Here is a 15,512-nt window from a genome sequence, read left to right as displayed (position 1 = left end):
CATTCCCCCTTTTAAAGCGTGTACAGCTTGACGGCATTGTCCTCCACAGTGGCTCTGATCTGCGTCACCGGGGACTCGTAGCTCTGAATAATGGCCATGGCCATGGGGTCCTCCAACTCCTTTTGGATGGTGCGGCGCAGATTTCTTGCGCCGTAGGCCAGGGAGTAGGATTTGTGGGTCAGCCAATCCACCAGCGCGTCGTCGCAGCTGAGGGCAATGCCCTTCTCCTTCAGGGAGTCCGTCAGTTCTCCCAACATAATGCGGGCGATGGATCGGAAATTCTCCTCCGTCAGCTGGTTGAAGTAGACGATTTCGTCCACCCGGTTAATAAACTCTGGCCGCAGGAACTGGCCCAGCGCCTTCAGCGCCCGGTCCCTGCCCTGGTCGTTGCGGGTGCGGTCAAAGCCGACGGTACCCTCTTTTTTATCGCTTCCGGCGTTGGAGGTCATGACGATCACCGTGTTCTCAAAGTTGACCTTCCTGCCGTGGGCGTCGGTGATCTCGCCGTCGTCCAAAATCTGTAAAAGAATGTTCAGCACATCGGGATGAGCCTTTTCAATCTCGTCAAAGAGAATCACCGCGTAGGGCTTGCGGCGGATTTTTTCCGTCAGCTGGCCGGCCTCGTCGTAGCCCACATAGCCGGGCGGCGAACCCACGATGCGGGAGACGGAGTGCTTCTCCATAAACTCAGACATATCCAGCCGGATCAGGGCGTCCGGGGTATTGAACAGGTCGTCGGCCAGCTGTTTGACCAACTCCGTCTTGCCCACGCCGGTGGAGCCCACAAAGATGAAGGAGACCGGCTTATGCTTGGGGGAAATGCCCACCCGGTTGCGGCGAACCGCCGCGGCAACGGCGGCAATGGCCTCGTCCTGACCGATGATATGGGCCTTCAGCCGGCCCTCCAGCTCCGCCAGGCGGCGGAACTCCTCCTCCCGGATACGGGAGGCCGGAATCTTGGTCCACAGCTCGATGACATGGGCCAGGTTCTCCATGGAGAGCTTGGGATCGCCCTTGGCGCACAGCTCATCCAACTCGGTCTTCAGCTTCAGTTCCTTGCTCTTGAGGTAGGCCAGGCGCTCGTAGTCGCTGTTGGTCTTCTCCTCTTTCTCCTCCAGCATGGCCCGCTCTTTTTCATAGTCGTCCATCTCGCGCTGGGCCATCATCCGGCGTGAGATGGACGGGTCCTTCAAATTCAGGTCCGAGCAGGCCTCGTCAATGAGGTCAATGGCCTTGTCCGGCAGGAAGCGGTCGGTGATATAGCGCTCGCTGAGCACCACCGCCTGGCGCAAAATCCCATCCGGGATTTTCACGCCGTGATAGGACTCATAATAGTGGGCAATGCCCTTGAGAATTTTCAGCGTGTCCTCCAGGTTGGGCTCGTTCACCGTCACGGGCTGAAAGCGCCGCTCCAGGGCGGTGTCCTTCTCAATGCTCTTGCGGTATTCGGTGAAGGTGGTGGCGCCGATGACCTGGATTTCGCCGCGGCTGAGAGCGGGCTTTAAAATATTGGCGGCATTCATGCTGCCCTCCGCGTCGCCGGCCCCCACGATGTTGTGCACCTCGTCGATGACCAGAATGATGTTGCCCAGCCGCTTGACCTCGTCGATCAGGCCCTTCATCCGGCTTTCGAACTGGCCCCGGAACTGGGTGCCCGCCACCAGGGCGGTGAGGTCCAGGAGATAGACCTCCTTCCCCTGGAGCTTGAAGGGCACGCTGCCGCCGGCAATCCGCTGGGCAAGCCCCTCGGCAATGGCGGTCTTGCCCACGCCGGGCTCGCCGATGAGGCAGGGGTTGTTCTTCTGGCGGCGGTTCAGAATCTGGATCACCCGCTCGATCTCCTGCTCACGGCCCACGATATTGTCCAGCTTCCCGTCTATGGCCTTTTGACTCAGGCTGATGCAGTAGCTCTCCAGATACTTACGCTTTTTATCGCCCTTGCGCTCCTTTTCCCGGCGGCCGGTTTCCTCGCCCTCGCCGCCGGCGGGCGAGGAGTTGGCGGAGGAGCCGGACTCGTTGGAGAAGAGACGGTTCAGGAAGGGGAACGTGGCGGTCTTGCCCTCCTCTTCCTCCTCGTCGTCCCCGTCAGGCAGGTCCTCCGCGTTTTCAGCGCCGCCAAAGGCCTGGAGCATCTCGGAGTTGATGTTCTCCAGGTCCTCGTCGGAGATGCCCATGCGCTTCATCATGTCGTCCACCTGGGGCAGCCCCAGTTCCTTGGCGCACTTGAGGCAGAGCCCCTCGTTCACCGTTTTGCCCTCTTCTAACTTGGAAATAAAGACCACGGCCACGTTTTTCTTACATCTTGAACAAAGTGTAGGTTGCATAATCGACCTCCAGATTTACATTGGCGGCCACAGTCCGCCCTATAGAGATGACAGCAAGTCCAGAGGACTCTTTGTCACAAACAGTTCCAGCAGATAGGTGGACTCCACCAACTCCTTGGAAAAACTCACTCCAAACTGCTCCAGCGCCCAAACCGCTAAAAACAGGAGTAAAAATCCCTCTCCCATGCCCAAAAGTCCCCCGCCGGCGCTGTTGAGGAAATGGAGCCCCGGCAGCTTCAGCGCCAGGTCCGTGGCCGCGACCACAAGCCGCAGCGCGAACAGCACCACCACAAAGGACAACACAAACAAAATCCCATGTATGATGGAATACAGCAGACTCTCCCCCACAGCGGAGGCGATCTCCATACCGGTGTCCCGCACCTTCTCCTGGACCCGGTCCGCAAGGGACCCCGCCTGGTGATCCCCCATCCCCAGAGCCTGGAGCAGCTGCCGTGCCTGCTCCCAAATGGGATCAGGCCCGCTCTCCGGCATGGTGACGCCGCCGTCAGTGGCGGCAGCTCCTCCGTCCATCACCCGGTCCACCTTCTGCTCTAACTTTGCCTCCAGCATGGGATGGAAAATCTCCATCACCGGCTCCGTCAGCACGTTGGCCAGCAGCGTGGCGCACACCAGCGACACCACGATCACCACCAGGCCGGCCAGGGAGCGGAACAGCCCCCTGCGGGCGCCCATGAAAAAGGCGCACAGCAGCACTGCCAGCAGACACAGGTCTATTATAACAGCTTGATTCATTCTTGCCTACCTTTCAAAGCCTGCCTCTTTCCGGCAGGGCGGGGAATATCAGGGAAGGAACAGCGTAGCCTTCTCCGACTCCAGCAGCAGCGCGGAGCCGTCCGGGCGAACCAGCACGTCTCTTGCGCTGGAGGTGTCCATCAAAATGGCGTACTCCTGGAGCTCCTCGGTGTAGATCACCAGCCGGTCGGCATAGAGCACAGCCACATACCTGCCCGCGGCGGAGAGGTTGAACACCTCGTCATTCACGTCTAACGACGCGATCTCTTCCCCGGAGTTCGACACCGTCACCAGCCGTCCCACGCTGCCGGCTTTGTAGCGGTTCAGCAGCAGCGGCACAAAATCGCCGCCGCCCAGGTCATATTCCCTCAAATAGCCGCCGCCATAGGAATACGTCCCCTTCACGCCGCCGCTCTCGTCGGCAAAGGTCAGCTGGGTATCGGATACCGTGGCCAGCCGGCCGTTGACGCCGCCCATGGCCAGCACCATTCCGTCGGAGATGGTATAGCTGCCGGAGGGCTCCTCTGAATCCAGGGGATAGATCACCACAGTGCTGAGGAAGGTGCTGTCCTTCTGGCCCAGCGTCACCACAGCCACACTCCTGCAGTTTTCCAGCACATAGCCGTCCGTCACAAAGCGGTCGGAGGAGTGGAAGGAAAACAGCAGCTCGCCGCTGGGGTCATAGACGCTGACGCTCCCCTTGTACCCCCTTTTCTCCGATGTCACCGCCAGGTAGTCGGAGCCGTTGAGATTTGCGCTGAGGAAGGGCTCCTCCGCCTCCGCCTTCAGCTCCAGCATCGTCTCCTGGGCGCTGAGCACGTAGAGGCTGGTACCGCCGATGTCGTAGGCCACCATGTGGTCCTTGCCCACATCTATCGCAGGATGGGTCATCTTAACCTCCTGGGTGCAGCTCTCCTTGGCGGTCATCACCTGTGCGGCAGTGGCGGACACCATGGCCAATCCGCCGCCCATGGGGGCAAAGCGGTTGGAGGTACTGGCGTCATAAGTAAAGGGAACCGCGCCGGACCCCTCGGAGGTTCCATAGGAGAAATAGCGGCGCAGCACGTCAAAGCCGGTGCCGTCCCGGTAGGCCGCCACCAAAACGACGGCCAAAACCACAATTAGCGTCAGGAGGAAAATCAAAAAGCGGCGCAGCCGCCCTTGAGTCTTTTTCTTCTCATCCATTGAGCCGTTCATCCTCATACCAAAGTTTTGTCAGGTACAGTCCCCCCGGCGGAACCGTGGGGCCGGCCGCCGTCCGCTCACCCCGCTCCAGAATCAGCGGGATGTCCTCCGGCGTCAGCTTGCCCTCCGCCGCATAGAGCACCGTGCCTGTGATGGCTCGTACCATATTATACAAAAAACCGTTGGCGCAGACCTTCAGTTCCAGAAGGTCCGACTGCCGGGTGACATAACAATAGTAAATTGTCCGCACCGTGCTCCTCACATCCGTGCCCACGGAGCGCACCGCCGCAAAGTCGTGCGTCCCTTCAAACGCCCGGGCCGCCCGGTTCAGGAACTCCTCGTCCAGATGCTTTGGATAAAAATAGGCGCGGTTTACGTAAAATGGATTTTTGATCCGGGAGTTGTAGATCCGGTAGGTATACTCCTTTTTCAGGCACGAGCCGATGGCGTTGAACTCCTCCGGCACCTCCAGGGCCTCCCTCACCACAATGTCCTCCGGGGTGTGGGTGTTGACGGCAAAGGGCAGGCGGTCCACCGGGATGCGGGACTCCGTGCGGAAATTGGCCACATAGCACTCGGCGTGCACGCCGGCGTCGGTGCGGCCGCAGCCGGTGAGGTGGACCCTCCCACCGCAGACCTTGGCAATGGCCCTCTCCAGGGTGCCGCAGACGGTGACGTCGTTTTTCTGCACCTGCCAGCCATGGTAGGCCGTGCCGTTGTACATCAGCTTTAAGGCAATGTTTCTCATGCTCAATAACCCATTCTACCCAGCAAAATCACTGCTGTTGTCAAAATCAGTCCTCCCATGATCACAAGGTAATCCGCCGCCCTGTAGCGCAGCACGCGGAGCTTGGTACGGCCCTCTCCGCCGTGGTAGCAGCGGCACTCCATGGCCACCGCCAGCTCGTCCGCCCGGCGGAAGGCGCTGATGAACAGGGGTACCAGCAGTGGGATCATGGCCTTGGCCCGCTGGAGCAGGTTTCCGCTTTCAAAGTCCGCGCCCCGGGCCTTCTGTGCGGACATGATTTTATCCGTCTCCTCGATGAGAGTGGGGATGAAGCGCAGGGCGATGGACATCATCATGGAGAGCTCATGCACCGGCAGCCGGAGCTTTTTCAGGGGGTTCATCAGGCTCTCCAGCCCGTCCGTCAGGGTGATGGGGCTGGTGGTGTAGGTCAGGAGGAAGGTGCCCATGATGAGCATGGTGATGCGCAGCACCATGAACACCGCCATCTGAAGCCCCTGCTTTGTGATGCGGAACACCCACCACTGCACCAGAGTGTCTCCGGAGGTGAAGAACAGATTCAGCACCGCCGTGAAGGCGATGATCAGCAGCACCGGCTTTAACCCCCGGAACAGGGCTCTGGCGCCCACTTTGGACACTTTGACGCACAGAAGCAGCGCGGCCATCATCATGGCATAGGTCACCACGCTTTTGGCGCAGAACAGCCCCACGATATAGAGCACCACCAAAATCAGCTTGGTGCGGGGGTCCAGCCGGTGGGCAATGGTATCTCCCGGGAAGTACTGGCCCAGGGTGATGTCTTTCAGCATACGCCTCCGCCTCCCCTCAGCGCCAGAATCGCCCGGCGAAGCTCCTCCACCGTGTAGACCGCCGGGTCAATGGGCAGGCCCCGCCGGTGGAGGGCCCGGGCGATCTTCGTCACTTGGGGCACATTGAGTCCCGCGGACTCCAACTCCTCCGCCCGGGCGAACACCTCTCTTGGCGTGCCCTGCATCAGGACCTTGGCATCCTTCAGCACCAGGATGCGGTCCACGTTCCGGGCAATCTCGTCCATGCTGTGGCTGACCAGGATCACCGTATTGCCCTTGGCGGCGTGATAGGCCCGGATGTTGGAGAGCAGGCGCTCCCGCCCCTGCGGATCGAGGCCGGCCGAGGGTTCGTCCAGGATCAGCACCTCCGGATCCATGGCGATGACTCCGGCAATGGCCACCCGGCGCTTCTGGCCGCCGGAGAGATCAAAGGGCGACTGGTTCAGCTGCTGCTCGGAGACGCCCGCAAAGGCCGCGGCCTCCCGGACGCACCGGTCCACCTCCTCCGGTGTTTTCCCCATGTTGGTGGGACCGAAGGCAATGTCCTTATAGACCGTCTCCTCAAAGAGCTGGTACTCCGGGTACTGAAACACCAGTCCCACCCGGAACCGCACGTCCCGGATTTTCTTGGGCTCCGCCCAGATATCCTTCCCGTCCATGAGAATCCGGCCGGAGGTGGGCTTCAGCAGCCCGTTCAAATGCTGGATCAGCGTGGACTTCCCGGACCCGGTGTGCCCGATGACGCCCAAAAATTCGCCCCGGCGCACCGAAAAGGACATATCCTGCACCGCGCTGCGGCAAAAGGGCGTCCCCTCGCTGTAGGTGTGCACCAGGTGTTCCACTTGCAGTATCGGCTCCACTGTCATCTTCCCTTCCCTTCCGGCAGCGCCTGGATGACAGCGTCCGCGCATTCTTCCACGGAGAGGGCGTCCAGCGCCACCTCCACTCCGTCCTGTTTCAGCTCATATAAAAGCTCTACCGTGTCCGGCACGGTCAGTCCAAGCTCATGGAGCCTCTGCACCTGAACAAAGACCTCCCTTGGCGTACCGTCCATTTCCACTTTCCCGTCGGACATGACCACCACCCGGTCGGCCTCCGCCGCCTCGTTCATGTGGTGGGTGATGAGCACAATGGTGATTCCCTTCTCCCTGTTCAGACGGTGAACGGTGGAGAGCACCTCCTGCCGGCCGATGGGATCCAGCATGGCCGTGGACTCATCCAGCACAATACACTCCGGCTCCATGGCGATGACTCCGGCAATGGCGATGCGCTGTTTCTGGCCGCCGGAGAGAAGGTGGGGCGCGTGGCGGGCAAATTCGCTCATTCCCACCGCGCGCAGGGCGCTGTCCACCCGATGGCGGATCTCCTCCGTGGGAACGCCCATGTTCTCGGGAGCAAAGGCCACGTCCTCCTCCACCACATTGGCCACTATCTGGTTGTCCGGGTTTTGAAACACCATCCCCACCCGGCGGCGGATCTCCAGCAGGGCGGACTCATCCATGGTGTCGCGGCCCGCCACCCACACCCTGCCGCCGGAGGGCAGCAGGATGGCGTTGAAGTGCTTGGCCAGGGTGGACTTTCCGGAGCCGTTGTGGCCCAGGACCGCCACAAAGCTCCCCTTCTCTATGCTCAGGTCAATCCCGTGGAGGGCGGCGGCGCGCTTGTGCCCCTCCTCCGCCGGGTAGGAATATGCAAGCTGTTCCGTTTGGATCATAGTTGACATAACTTATTCCACTTTCTCCATGAAAGAATTGCTATTCGCTCATCCAGCGGCCGGTGGCACCGCAGGGCAGCCACAGCCCCGTCTCGGTGACGGGCAGTCCCAACTCGTCCCACTCGCAGCGGCCGCCGTACTTCTGCCCCACCAGCAGGCTGAGCAGATATCCTAATACAGACGGGGCCAGGCCGGTGGTGTAGGAGTTGATCAGCACAAAAAGGGGCTTGTCCGACAGCACCCCGGCGCACAGCTTCACAAACTCGTAGAGGTTGTCCTCCAACTTCCAGACCTCGCCGGAAGGGCCACGGCCATAGGAGGGCGGGTCCATGATGATGGCGTCGTAGGTCTTGCCCCGGCGGATTTCCCGCTCCACGAATTTGGCGCAGTCGTCCACAATCCACCGGATGGGGGCCTCCTCCAGGCCGGAGGCGCGGGCGTTCTCCCTGGCCCAGGAAACCATGCCCTTGGCCGCGTCCACATGGCACACCGACGCGCCCGCCGCCGCGCAGGCCACGGTGGCGCCGCCTGTGTAGGCAAAGAGATTCAACACTCGAATGGGACGGCCGGCGGAGCGGATTTTTTCCATGGCAAAGTCCCAGTTCACCGCCTGCTCGGGAAAGAGGCCCGTGTGCTTGAAATTCATGGGTTTGATCTGGAAGGTCAGCTCTCCATACCGGGCGCTCCACTGCTCCGGCAGGTTCCGTTTCTCCCAGTGGCCGCCGCCGGTGGCGGAGCGCAGATACCGGGCATTGGCCCTGCGCCAGTTGGGATTTTTGTGAGGCGTCTCCCAAATGGCCTGCGGATCCGGCCGCACCAGAATCTGCCTGCCCCAGCGCTCTAACTTTTCGCCTCCGCCGCAGTCCAGCAGCTCATAGTCCTGCCATTTGTCCGCAATCCACATGTTCGCTTCCCTCCGCTTTCCGTCCGCGCCCGATCGCGGCGGGCCGGTTCGTATAACAAATCATTTTATTATACCTCTGTTCTGTTTGCCCCGTCAACCGCTTTCACTTTATTTACAGGTCGTTCACAAAAAAGGACCGGGGAGAAACCTTCCTTTTTCTGGAAGATTCCTCCCCGGTTAAGCGATGCTTCAAATACAGGCCGCGCCTTTGGAGGTCAGCAGCACTTTTGCTTTGTGCCCTCTGGTCTCCGGAGCCGGTGAGCCGCCGGACTCCGCGGCCTCCTTCTGGGGAAGCCGCTCCCGGGCCACGGCAAGCATCAGCTTGATCCGATTCTCCTGGTTGACCCGGGTGGCGCTGGGGTCGTAGTCTATGGGCGTGATGTTGGCCTCAGGGTACAGGGCGCGGATTTTGCTGACCATGCCCTTGCCGCAGATGTGGTTGGGGAGGCACCCGAATGGCTGGGCGCAGACGATGTTCTCATAGCCCGAGCGGACAAGCTCCACCATCTCCGCCGTGAGCAGCCAGCCCTCGCCCATTTTATCGCCGGTACCGATGATGCCGTCGGCCTGGCGCACCAGCTCCACAAAGGGCAGCGGCGCATGGTAGCCGTTTTTTCGCAGCGCATCGGCCATAGCCTTCTCCGGTCCGGCAAGGAGGCGCAGCAGCCAGCCGGACAGGTGCTGTTCCACCCACTTCCCGCCGTAGAGCCTTGCCGTCTCGGACAGGTTGTAGATACAGTATTGCAAAAATCCCATCAGCCCCGGCAGGTTGACCTCGCAGTCCTGAGAGGCCAGGAACTGCTCCAGGTCGTTGTTGCCAAGGGGCGAGTACTTCACGTAGATCTCACCCACTACGCCAACCTTGACCTTGGGGACGGAGCGGTCCACGGGAATGGATGCGAACTCGGCGGCGATCCGGGGCATGGTGCGCTTCATGGCCCGGAAGGAATAGCCCTTCCCCCGGCGGATGTCGGCGCAGATGCGATCCAGCCACCTTTGGGTCATGGCCTCCGCCGCGCCCTTCTGCGTTTCATAGGGTGCTGTCTGGGAGCGCAGGGCCACCAGCATATCTCCGTAGAACACGGCGGCGATGAGCTGGCGGATCAGCGGCAGCGTCATCTGGAAGCCGCTGTCCTTCTCAAGGCCCGAGAAGTTCAGGCTGGCCACGGGAATCTGGCCGTAGCCCGCCCGGTCCAGCGCCTTGCGCAGCAGGTGGATGTAGTTGGAGGCCCGGCACCCGCCGCCGGTCTGGGTGATCAGCAGCGCCGTGTGGTCCAGGTCGTACTTTCCGGAGTTCAGCGCGTCTAAGAACTGTCCGATCACCAGCAGCGCCGGATAGCAGGTGTCGTTGTGCACGTACTTCAGCCCCAGCTGGGCAACCTCGCTTCCGCAGTTGCCCAGGATTTCGCTTTTATACCCCTCGTGATCCAACACGGCCTTTAAAATGGTGAACTGCGTCACCGCCATGTTGGGGATGAGAATGGTGTGTGTCTTCTTCATCTCCGGGGTGAACTTGGGATAATCCATCTCATCCCTCCCTTTCTTCTTGTTCGTCCAGAGCCGCGAACAAACTCCGCAGACGGATGTTCACAGCCCCTAAGTTTGTGATTTCGTCAATTTTCAGCTGGGTGTAGAGCTTGCCGCCGGCCTGGAGAATCTCCCGGGTCTCATCGGTGGTGATGGCATCCACGCCGCAGCCGAAGCTCACCAGCTGCACCAGGTTCATATCCCTCTGTGTACAGCAGTACCTGGCGGCCGCATAGAGCCTGGAGTGGTAGGTCCACTGATTCAGCACCGAGGTTGGGAATTTCTCCACCAGACAGGAGACGGAGTCCTCCGTCACCACCGCCGCCCCATAGCGGGTGAGCAGCGTGTCGATGCCGTGGTTTACCTCCGGGTCCACGTGGTAGGGCCGCCCGGCCAGGACAATGATCGGCCGGCGCTCCTCCCTGGCCCTGTCAATAATCTCACTTCCCCGCCGGCGGACCTGCTCCATGTGGCGGCGGTATTCCTCATAGGCATCGTCGGCCGCGTGCCGCACCTCCTGAAGGGAGATGCCGTCAAAGTACTTGGCCAGAATCCCCGTCATGTGTACGGGGAAGTCCTTGGGCCGGTGGATACCCACATAGTCATAGATGAACCGGGTGCCGGACAGTTCCGGGCAATTGCCGGCGATCACCTCCGGATAGTAGGCCACCACCGGACAGTTGTAGTGGTTGTCGCCCAGTCCCTCGTCCAGGTTGTAGGTCATGCAGGGATAGAAGATGGCGTCCAACTCCATCCGGGACAGCGCCTTGATGTGCCCGTGGGCCAGCTTGGCGGGGAAGCAGGCGGTGTCGCTTGGGATGGTGGCCTGCCCCTCCAGATACAGCTTCCGGGAGGAGACGGGGCTGACGTGTACCTCAAAGCCCAGCTTTGTGAAAAATGTGTGCCAGAAGGGCAGCAGCTCATAGAAGTTCAACACCAGCGGAAGCCCGATCCTGCCCCGGAAGCCGGGAACCGGCTGGTACTGATCTATCAGCTGCCGCTTATACGCATAGAGGTTCCACTCCCCGGAGTCGGCCTCTCCGGTGACGGGCCGGTCGCACCGGTTGCCGCTGACCAGCTTCTTCCCGTCGGAAAAGAGGTTCACCGTCAGCTGGCAGTGGTTGCCGCAGCCCCTGCACTGAACGGAGCGGGTTTCCTGGGTGAAATGCTCCAATTCCCGGGCGGAGAGCAGCGTGCTTCTCTTTCCCGGCACAGACTTCTTTTTTCCATGGAGGGCCGCGCCGAAGGCGCCCATCAGTCCGGCGATGTCCGGGCGGATCACCTCCACCCCCATCTCCTTTTCAAAGGCGCGGAGAACGGCCTCGTTGTAAAAGGTGCCGCCCTGGACCACGATGTTGCGGCCCAGTTCCTCGGGCGAGGAGGCCCGAATCACCTTGTAGAGCGCGTTTTTCACCACACTGATGGAGAGGCCCGCCGAGATATTCTCCACCGTGGCGCCGTCCTTTTGTGCCTGCTTCACGCTGGAGTTCATAAATACGGTGCAGCGGCTGCCAAGGTCCACGGGCCGGTCGGCAAAAAGGCCCAGCTTGGCAAACTCCTTCACGTCATACCCCAGCGTCTGGGCAAAGGTCTGGAGAAAGCTGCCGCAGCCGGAGGAGCAGGCCTCGTTGAGAAAGATGTTGCTGATGGCCCCATCCTCGATCTGAAAGCACTTCATATCCTGTCCGCCGATGTCGATGATGAAGTCCACATCCGGCATAAAGTGGCGGGCGGCAGTAAAATGAGCCACCGTTTCCACCACGCCGCAATCGGCGTGAAAGGCATGTTGGGCCAGTTCCTCGCCGTATCCGGTGGTGGTAACGCTGGCCACCTGCAAATTGGGGTGCTCCTGATAAATCTGCTGCAAAACGGTGCGGATCAGGGGGATGGGGTTGCCCAAATTGGGGCGGTAGTCGCTGAAAAGGATATGATCCTTCTCATCGATCACCACGATCTTCACCGTGGTGGAACCGGAGTCGATGCCGATGTGCACCGGTCCGCATGTCTCGTCAAAGGGCGCGTGAGGCACCGTGGCCCTGGCATGCCGGGCCGCAAATTCGTCGTATTCAGCCTGGTTTTGAAAAAGCGGCGACTGGCTCACATAGTGGGCCGTGGCATTGACCCCGCTCAGCCTCCGGGCCAGCAGTTCCAGGTCATAGGCCGTGTCCGCGTAGAAGGCAGCGCCCAGTGCAACGTAGAGCAGGCTGTTCTCCGGGCAGCTTCCCTCCACTCCAAGCGTGGCGTCGAAATCCTCCCGCAGCACCTGGCTGAAGGTCAGCGGACCGCCTAAATACAACACGTTCCCCTGGATGGGCCGGCCCTGGGCCAGCCCGGCAATGGTCTGGTTCACCACCGCCTGGTAGATGCTGGCGGCAATGTCCTCCGACCGGGCTCCCTGGTTGATCAGTGGCTGAATGTCGCTTTTGGCAAATACGCCGCAGCGGCTTGCAATGGTATAGGTCTTTTCGGCCCTGGCCGCGGCCAGGTTCATATCCTCGGCACTCATCTTCAGCAGCGTGGCCATCTGGTCGATGAACGCCCCGGTGCCTCCGGCGCAGCTGCCGTTCATGCGCACCTCCATGCCGCCGGTCAGAAAGAGGATTTTGGCGTCCTCGCCGCCCAACTCGATCACCACATCGGTGCCGGGCGCCAGCCGGTTCGCCGCCACGCGGGTGGCGAAAACCTCCTGTACGAACGAGATGCCGCAGGAGTCCGCAAGCCCCATCCCGGCGGAGCCGGAGATTGCAAACAGCGCGCTCTGCCCGCGGAGATACTGCTTTGCGACGTGATGCAAAAGCGCCTCCGACTTTTCCAGAATATGGGAGAAATGTCGTTCGTATGTATGATATATGATTCGGTCGGAATCATCCAGAACCACACATTTGATGGTAGTGGATCCGACGTCCAATCCAACTTTCAAGGAATAGCCTCCTTTGATAAAAATGCGAAGGATTCGCATTACGTCCTCATTTTAGCGGACTTTCTCCAAAGATTCAATGGGCAAACTGCCGGAAATGTTTAGCAGAGCCCTCCAGCGCGATTTCTTAACGGATTCTTTACTGGGACCGGCCGCTTGCCGGGTCAGGCAAGCCGTGTTATAATAACCGCAGAGCGGAAATACCGACTAATCTCTTCACGAATTGAGGCCACGGATATGGAATCCATTCTGCTGCACTGCTGCTGTGCCCCCTGCTCCGTCTTCTGCGTCGACTCTCTGCGGCAGGAGGGCATTGAACCCACCGCCTTTTGGTACAACCCCAACATCCATCCCTGGCAGGAGTATAAAGCCCGGCGGGATACCCTGACGGACTATGCGTCCTCCATCGGCATGGAGCTGATCGTCCGGGAGGAGTACGGTCTGCGGGACTTTGTGGTCCATGTGGCCAGTGACATCCCCCACCGCTGCGGCTGGTGCTACGCCTGCCGCATGGAGGAGGCGGCCCGCTGCGCGTCGGAGCGCGGCTTCTCCGCCTTCACCACCACGCTGCTCATCTCCCCCTATCAGCAGCATGAGCGCATCGCCGCCGTCGCCGAAGAGATGGCGGCGCGGTACGGCGTTCACTTCCTCTACCGGGATTTCCGTCCCGGCTTTCGCCAGGGCCAGGCCAAGGCCCGGGAGATCGGCCTCTATATGCAGAAATACTGCGGCTGCGTCTTCTCCGAGGAGGACCGCTATCAAAAGCAGATCCAGCGGGACCGGGACCGCTTTGGCGGCGCCGCGGAATAAAAAAGGAGGCTTCCGACCGGAAGCCTCCTTTTTTCAGCAGGGGATTGTGGCCAAGGCCGCCACATCGCTTGGGTCCAGAAACGGCCCCGCCATGGGCGGCAGAAACGTGAAGAGCACATAGGCCGCCGCCATTGCCGCCGCAAGAAGCAGCCACACCTGCCTCCCCTTGCAGCCGCGTCCGGAAAGAGCCCATCCCGCCGCCAGGGCCACCACCCAAAGAAGCAGGAAGTAGCTGCCGTGAGACTGGGTCAGCCACAGTGCAAGGCACAGTGCAATCGGCGTCAGCACCAGCATGGGCAGCTCTGCTCCGCCCTTTTCCTTTGTGGACACTCTTGCAATGGCCATTCCGCCTAAGATGGGCCAGAACGCCAGCTTGCTCTGTTCCCATGGGCTGCCGCATACGGGCGCGAACAGGTTGGTCAGCCAGCAGGGCCAGTTGGACTGCAGGCAGGCAAAGATCACTCCCAGAAAAATTGCGGCCAGAAAGCCGATGCAGAACCGGTAGAACGAAACCTGTTTCAATTCGGATCACCTCGTCCTATCCTTATGCGCAATTGGGAAAAAGAGAACAAAAGCCGGTCTCGGAATGAGACCGGCTTTTTGCGTTTAAACTTCGTCGAAGAACTTGGCATGGACGGCGCGGACGGCCCGGTCCACATCATTCTCGTCGATCAGCACGGAGACCCGGATTTCCGAGGTGTTGATCATCTGGATGTTGATACCCGCCTCGTAAAGCGCCTCGAACATCTTGGCGGCCACGCCGGCGTTGGACATCATGCCCGCGCCCACGATGGACACCTTGCCGATCTTGTCGTCCACCGCCACGTGATCGAACTTCAGCACATCCTTGTTGTCCTCCAACACCTGCTGGGCATCCTCCAGGTCCTTTTTGTGAACCGTGAAGCTGATGTCCTTGGTGTCGCCCCGGCCGATGGACTGGATGATGACGTCCACGTTGATGTTTGCCTTGCCCAAAAGGGAGAAGACCTGGAAGGCCACGCCGGGATTGTGCTGCAGGCCCACCAGCGCCACCCGGGCCACGCTTGTATCCTTCGCCACACCGGCGATATTGGTTTTTTCCATTTTGACGACCTCCTTGACTTTTGTGCCCGGCTTCTTTTCCAAGCTGGAGAGGACCTCCAGATTCACATGGTACTTCTTGGCCAGTTCCACGCTGCGGTTGTGCAGCACCTGGGCCCCCTGAGACGCCAGCTCCAGCATCTCGTCGTAAGTAATGGCCTCCAATTTCCGGGCGTTGGGCACAATCCTTGGATCGCAGGTGTAGATTCCATCCACGTCGGTATAGATCTGGCACAGGTCGGCCTGGAACGACGCCGCCAGCGCCACGGCGCTGGTGTCGCTGCCGCCCCGGCCCAAGGTGGTGACGTCACCGTTCTTGTTCACCGCCTGGAATCCGGCCACCAGCACCACCCTGCGCTGGTTCAGCTCTCCCCGGACGCGCTCTTCGTCAATGCGCTTGACCCGCGCGTCGCTGTGGACGCTGTTGCTTTGAATCCCCACCTGCCACGCGGCCAGGGAGACCGCCGGCACGCCGATTTTCTCCAATGCCATGGCGCACAGAGCGACGGATATCTGCTCCCCGGTGGACAGCAGCATATCCATCTCCCGTTTTGAGGCGTGAGGATTGATCTCATTGGCCTTGCTGATCAGCTCATCAGTGGTGTCGCCCTGGGCGGACAGCACAACGATCACATCGTTGCCGGCCCTGTAGGTCTCCGCGATAATGTCGGCAACATGAAAAATCCGCTGGGCGTCCCGGACGGAGCTGCCCCCGAATTTCTGGACAATTAAACTCATTGTTTT

The 15,512-nt window shown here is 60.6% G+C and carries 13 protein-coding genes; 1 reads left to right on the top strand and 12 read right to left on the bottom strand.

Annotated elements, in window-relative coordinates:
- Window positions 1-11 precede the first annotated feature (11 nt).
- The 10 genes from KQI82_RS08190 to KQI82_RS08145 form a co-directional block, all read right to left on the bottom strand.
- Window positions 12-2,324, bottom strand: a complete 2,313-nt coding sequence (locus KQI82_RS08190; protein WP_216632317.1) for an ATP-dependent Clp protease ATP-binding subunit — start codon at window positions 2,322-2,324, stop codon at window positions 12-14.
- Between the two features lie 39 nt (window positions 2,325-2,363).
- A complete protein-coding gene (locus KQI82_RS08185) occupies window positions 2,364-3,077 on the bottom strand; it encodes a CvpA family protein (protein WP_216632316.1) in 714 nt (237 codons plus the stop codon).
- Window positions 3,078-3,125: 48 nt separating this feature from the next.
- Window positions 3,126-4,262, bottom strand: coding sequence for a DUF5711 family protein (locus KQI82_RS08180; protein WP_216632315.1), 1,137 nt, complete (start codon window positions 4,260-4,262; stop codon window positions 3,126-3,128).
- Window positions 4,255-5,010, bottom strand: coding sequence for a tRNA pseudouridine(38-40) synthase TruA (gene truA, locus KQI82_RS08175; protein WP_216632314.1), 756 nt, complete (start codon window positions 5,008-5,010; stop codon window positions 4,255-4,257). Before truA ends, KQI82_RS08180 begins: the two co-directional genes overlap by 8 nt.
- A 2-nt stretch (window positions 5,011-5,012) precedes the next feature.
- Complete coding sequence (locus KQI82_RS08170; protein ID WP_216632313.1) at window positions 5,013-5,816, bottom strand: energy-coupling factor transporter transmembrane component T family protein; 804 nt, start codon at window positions 5,814-5,816, stop codon at window positions 5,013-5,015.
- The gene (locus KQI82_RS08165) at window positions 5,810-6,676 is read right to left on the bottom strand and encodes an energy-coupling factor transporter ATPase (protein ID WP_420908103.1); all 867 of its coding nucleotides are present in this window, start codon (window positions 6,674-6,676) and stop codon (window positions 5,810-5,812) included. Before KQI82_RS08165 ends, KQI82_RS08170 begins: the two co-directional genes overlap by 7 nt.
- A 2-nt stretch (window positions 6,677-6,678) precedes the next feature.
- Window positions 6,679-7,539 (bottom strand): energy-coupling factor transporter ATPase, encoded by an 861-nt coding sequence (locus tag KQI82_RS08160; RefSeq protein ID WP_216632311.1) that lies wholly within the window; start codon window positions 7,537-7,539, stop codon window positions 6,679-6,681.
- 31 nt (window positions 7,540-7,570) lie between these two features.
- A complete protein-coding gene (locus tag KQI82_RS08155; RefSeq protein ID WP_216632310.1) occupies window positions 7,571-8,434 on the bottom strand; it encodes a class I SAM-dependent methyltransferase in 864 nt (287 codons plus the stop codon).
- 189 nt (window positions 8,435-8,623) lie between these two features.
- Entirely contained in the window at window positions 8,624-9,961 is a 1,338-nt protein-coding gene (locus KQI82_RS08150) for a 2-hydroxyacyl-CoA dehydratase (protein ID WP_216632309.1), read from the bottom strand.
- A gap of 1 nt (window position 9,962) precedes the next feature.
- Window positions 9,963-12,881, bottom strand: coding sequence for an acyl-CoA dehydratase activase (locus tag KQI82_RS08145; RefSeq protein WP_216632308.1), 2,919 nt, complete (start codon window positions 12,879-12,881; stop codon window positions 9,963-9,965).
- A gap of 234 nt (window positions 12,882-13,115) precedes the next feature.
- Between KQI82_RS08145 and KQI82_RS08140 the strand changes: the two genes are divergently transcribed.
- Entirely contained in the window at window positions 13,116-13,688 is a 573-nt protein-coding gene (locus KQI82_RS08140; protein WP_216632307.1) for an epoxyqueuosine reductase QueH, read from the top strand.
- 33 nt (window positions 13,689-13,721) lie between these two features.
- On the opposite strand, the gene KQI82_RS08135 is transcribed toward KQI82_RS08140, so the two are convergent.
- Together KQI82_RS08135 and KQI82_RS08130 are read right to left on the bottom strand one after the other, a co-directional pair.
- The gene (locus tag KQI82_RS08135; RefSeq protein ID WP_216632306.1) at window positions 13,722-14,210 is read right to left on the bottom strand and encodes a hypothetical protein; all 489 of its coding nucleotides are present in this window, start codon (window positions 14,208-14,210) and stop codon (window positions 13,722-13,724) included.
- An 84-nt stretch (window positions 14,211-14,294) separates the two neighbouring features.
- Window positions 14,295-15,506: an aspartate kinase gene (locus tag KQI82_RS08130; RefSeq protein ID WP_216632305.1), complete on the bottom strand. Its 1,212-nt coding sequence runs from the start codon at window positions 15,504-15,506 to the stop codon at window positions 14,295-14,297.
- Window positions 15,507-15,512: the final 6 nt, after the last annotated feature.

The sequence above is a fragment of the Dysosmobacter acutus genome (assembly GCF_018919205.1).
GTDB lineage: Bacteria > Bacillota > Clostridia > Oscillospirales > Oscillospiraceae > Oscillibacter > Oscillibacter acutus.
Note: the sequence above shows the minus strand (reverse complement) of the source record. Positions and strands in the feature narration are given on the sequence as shown.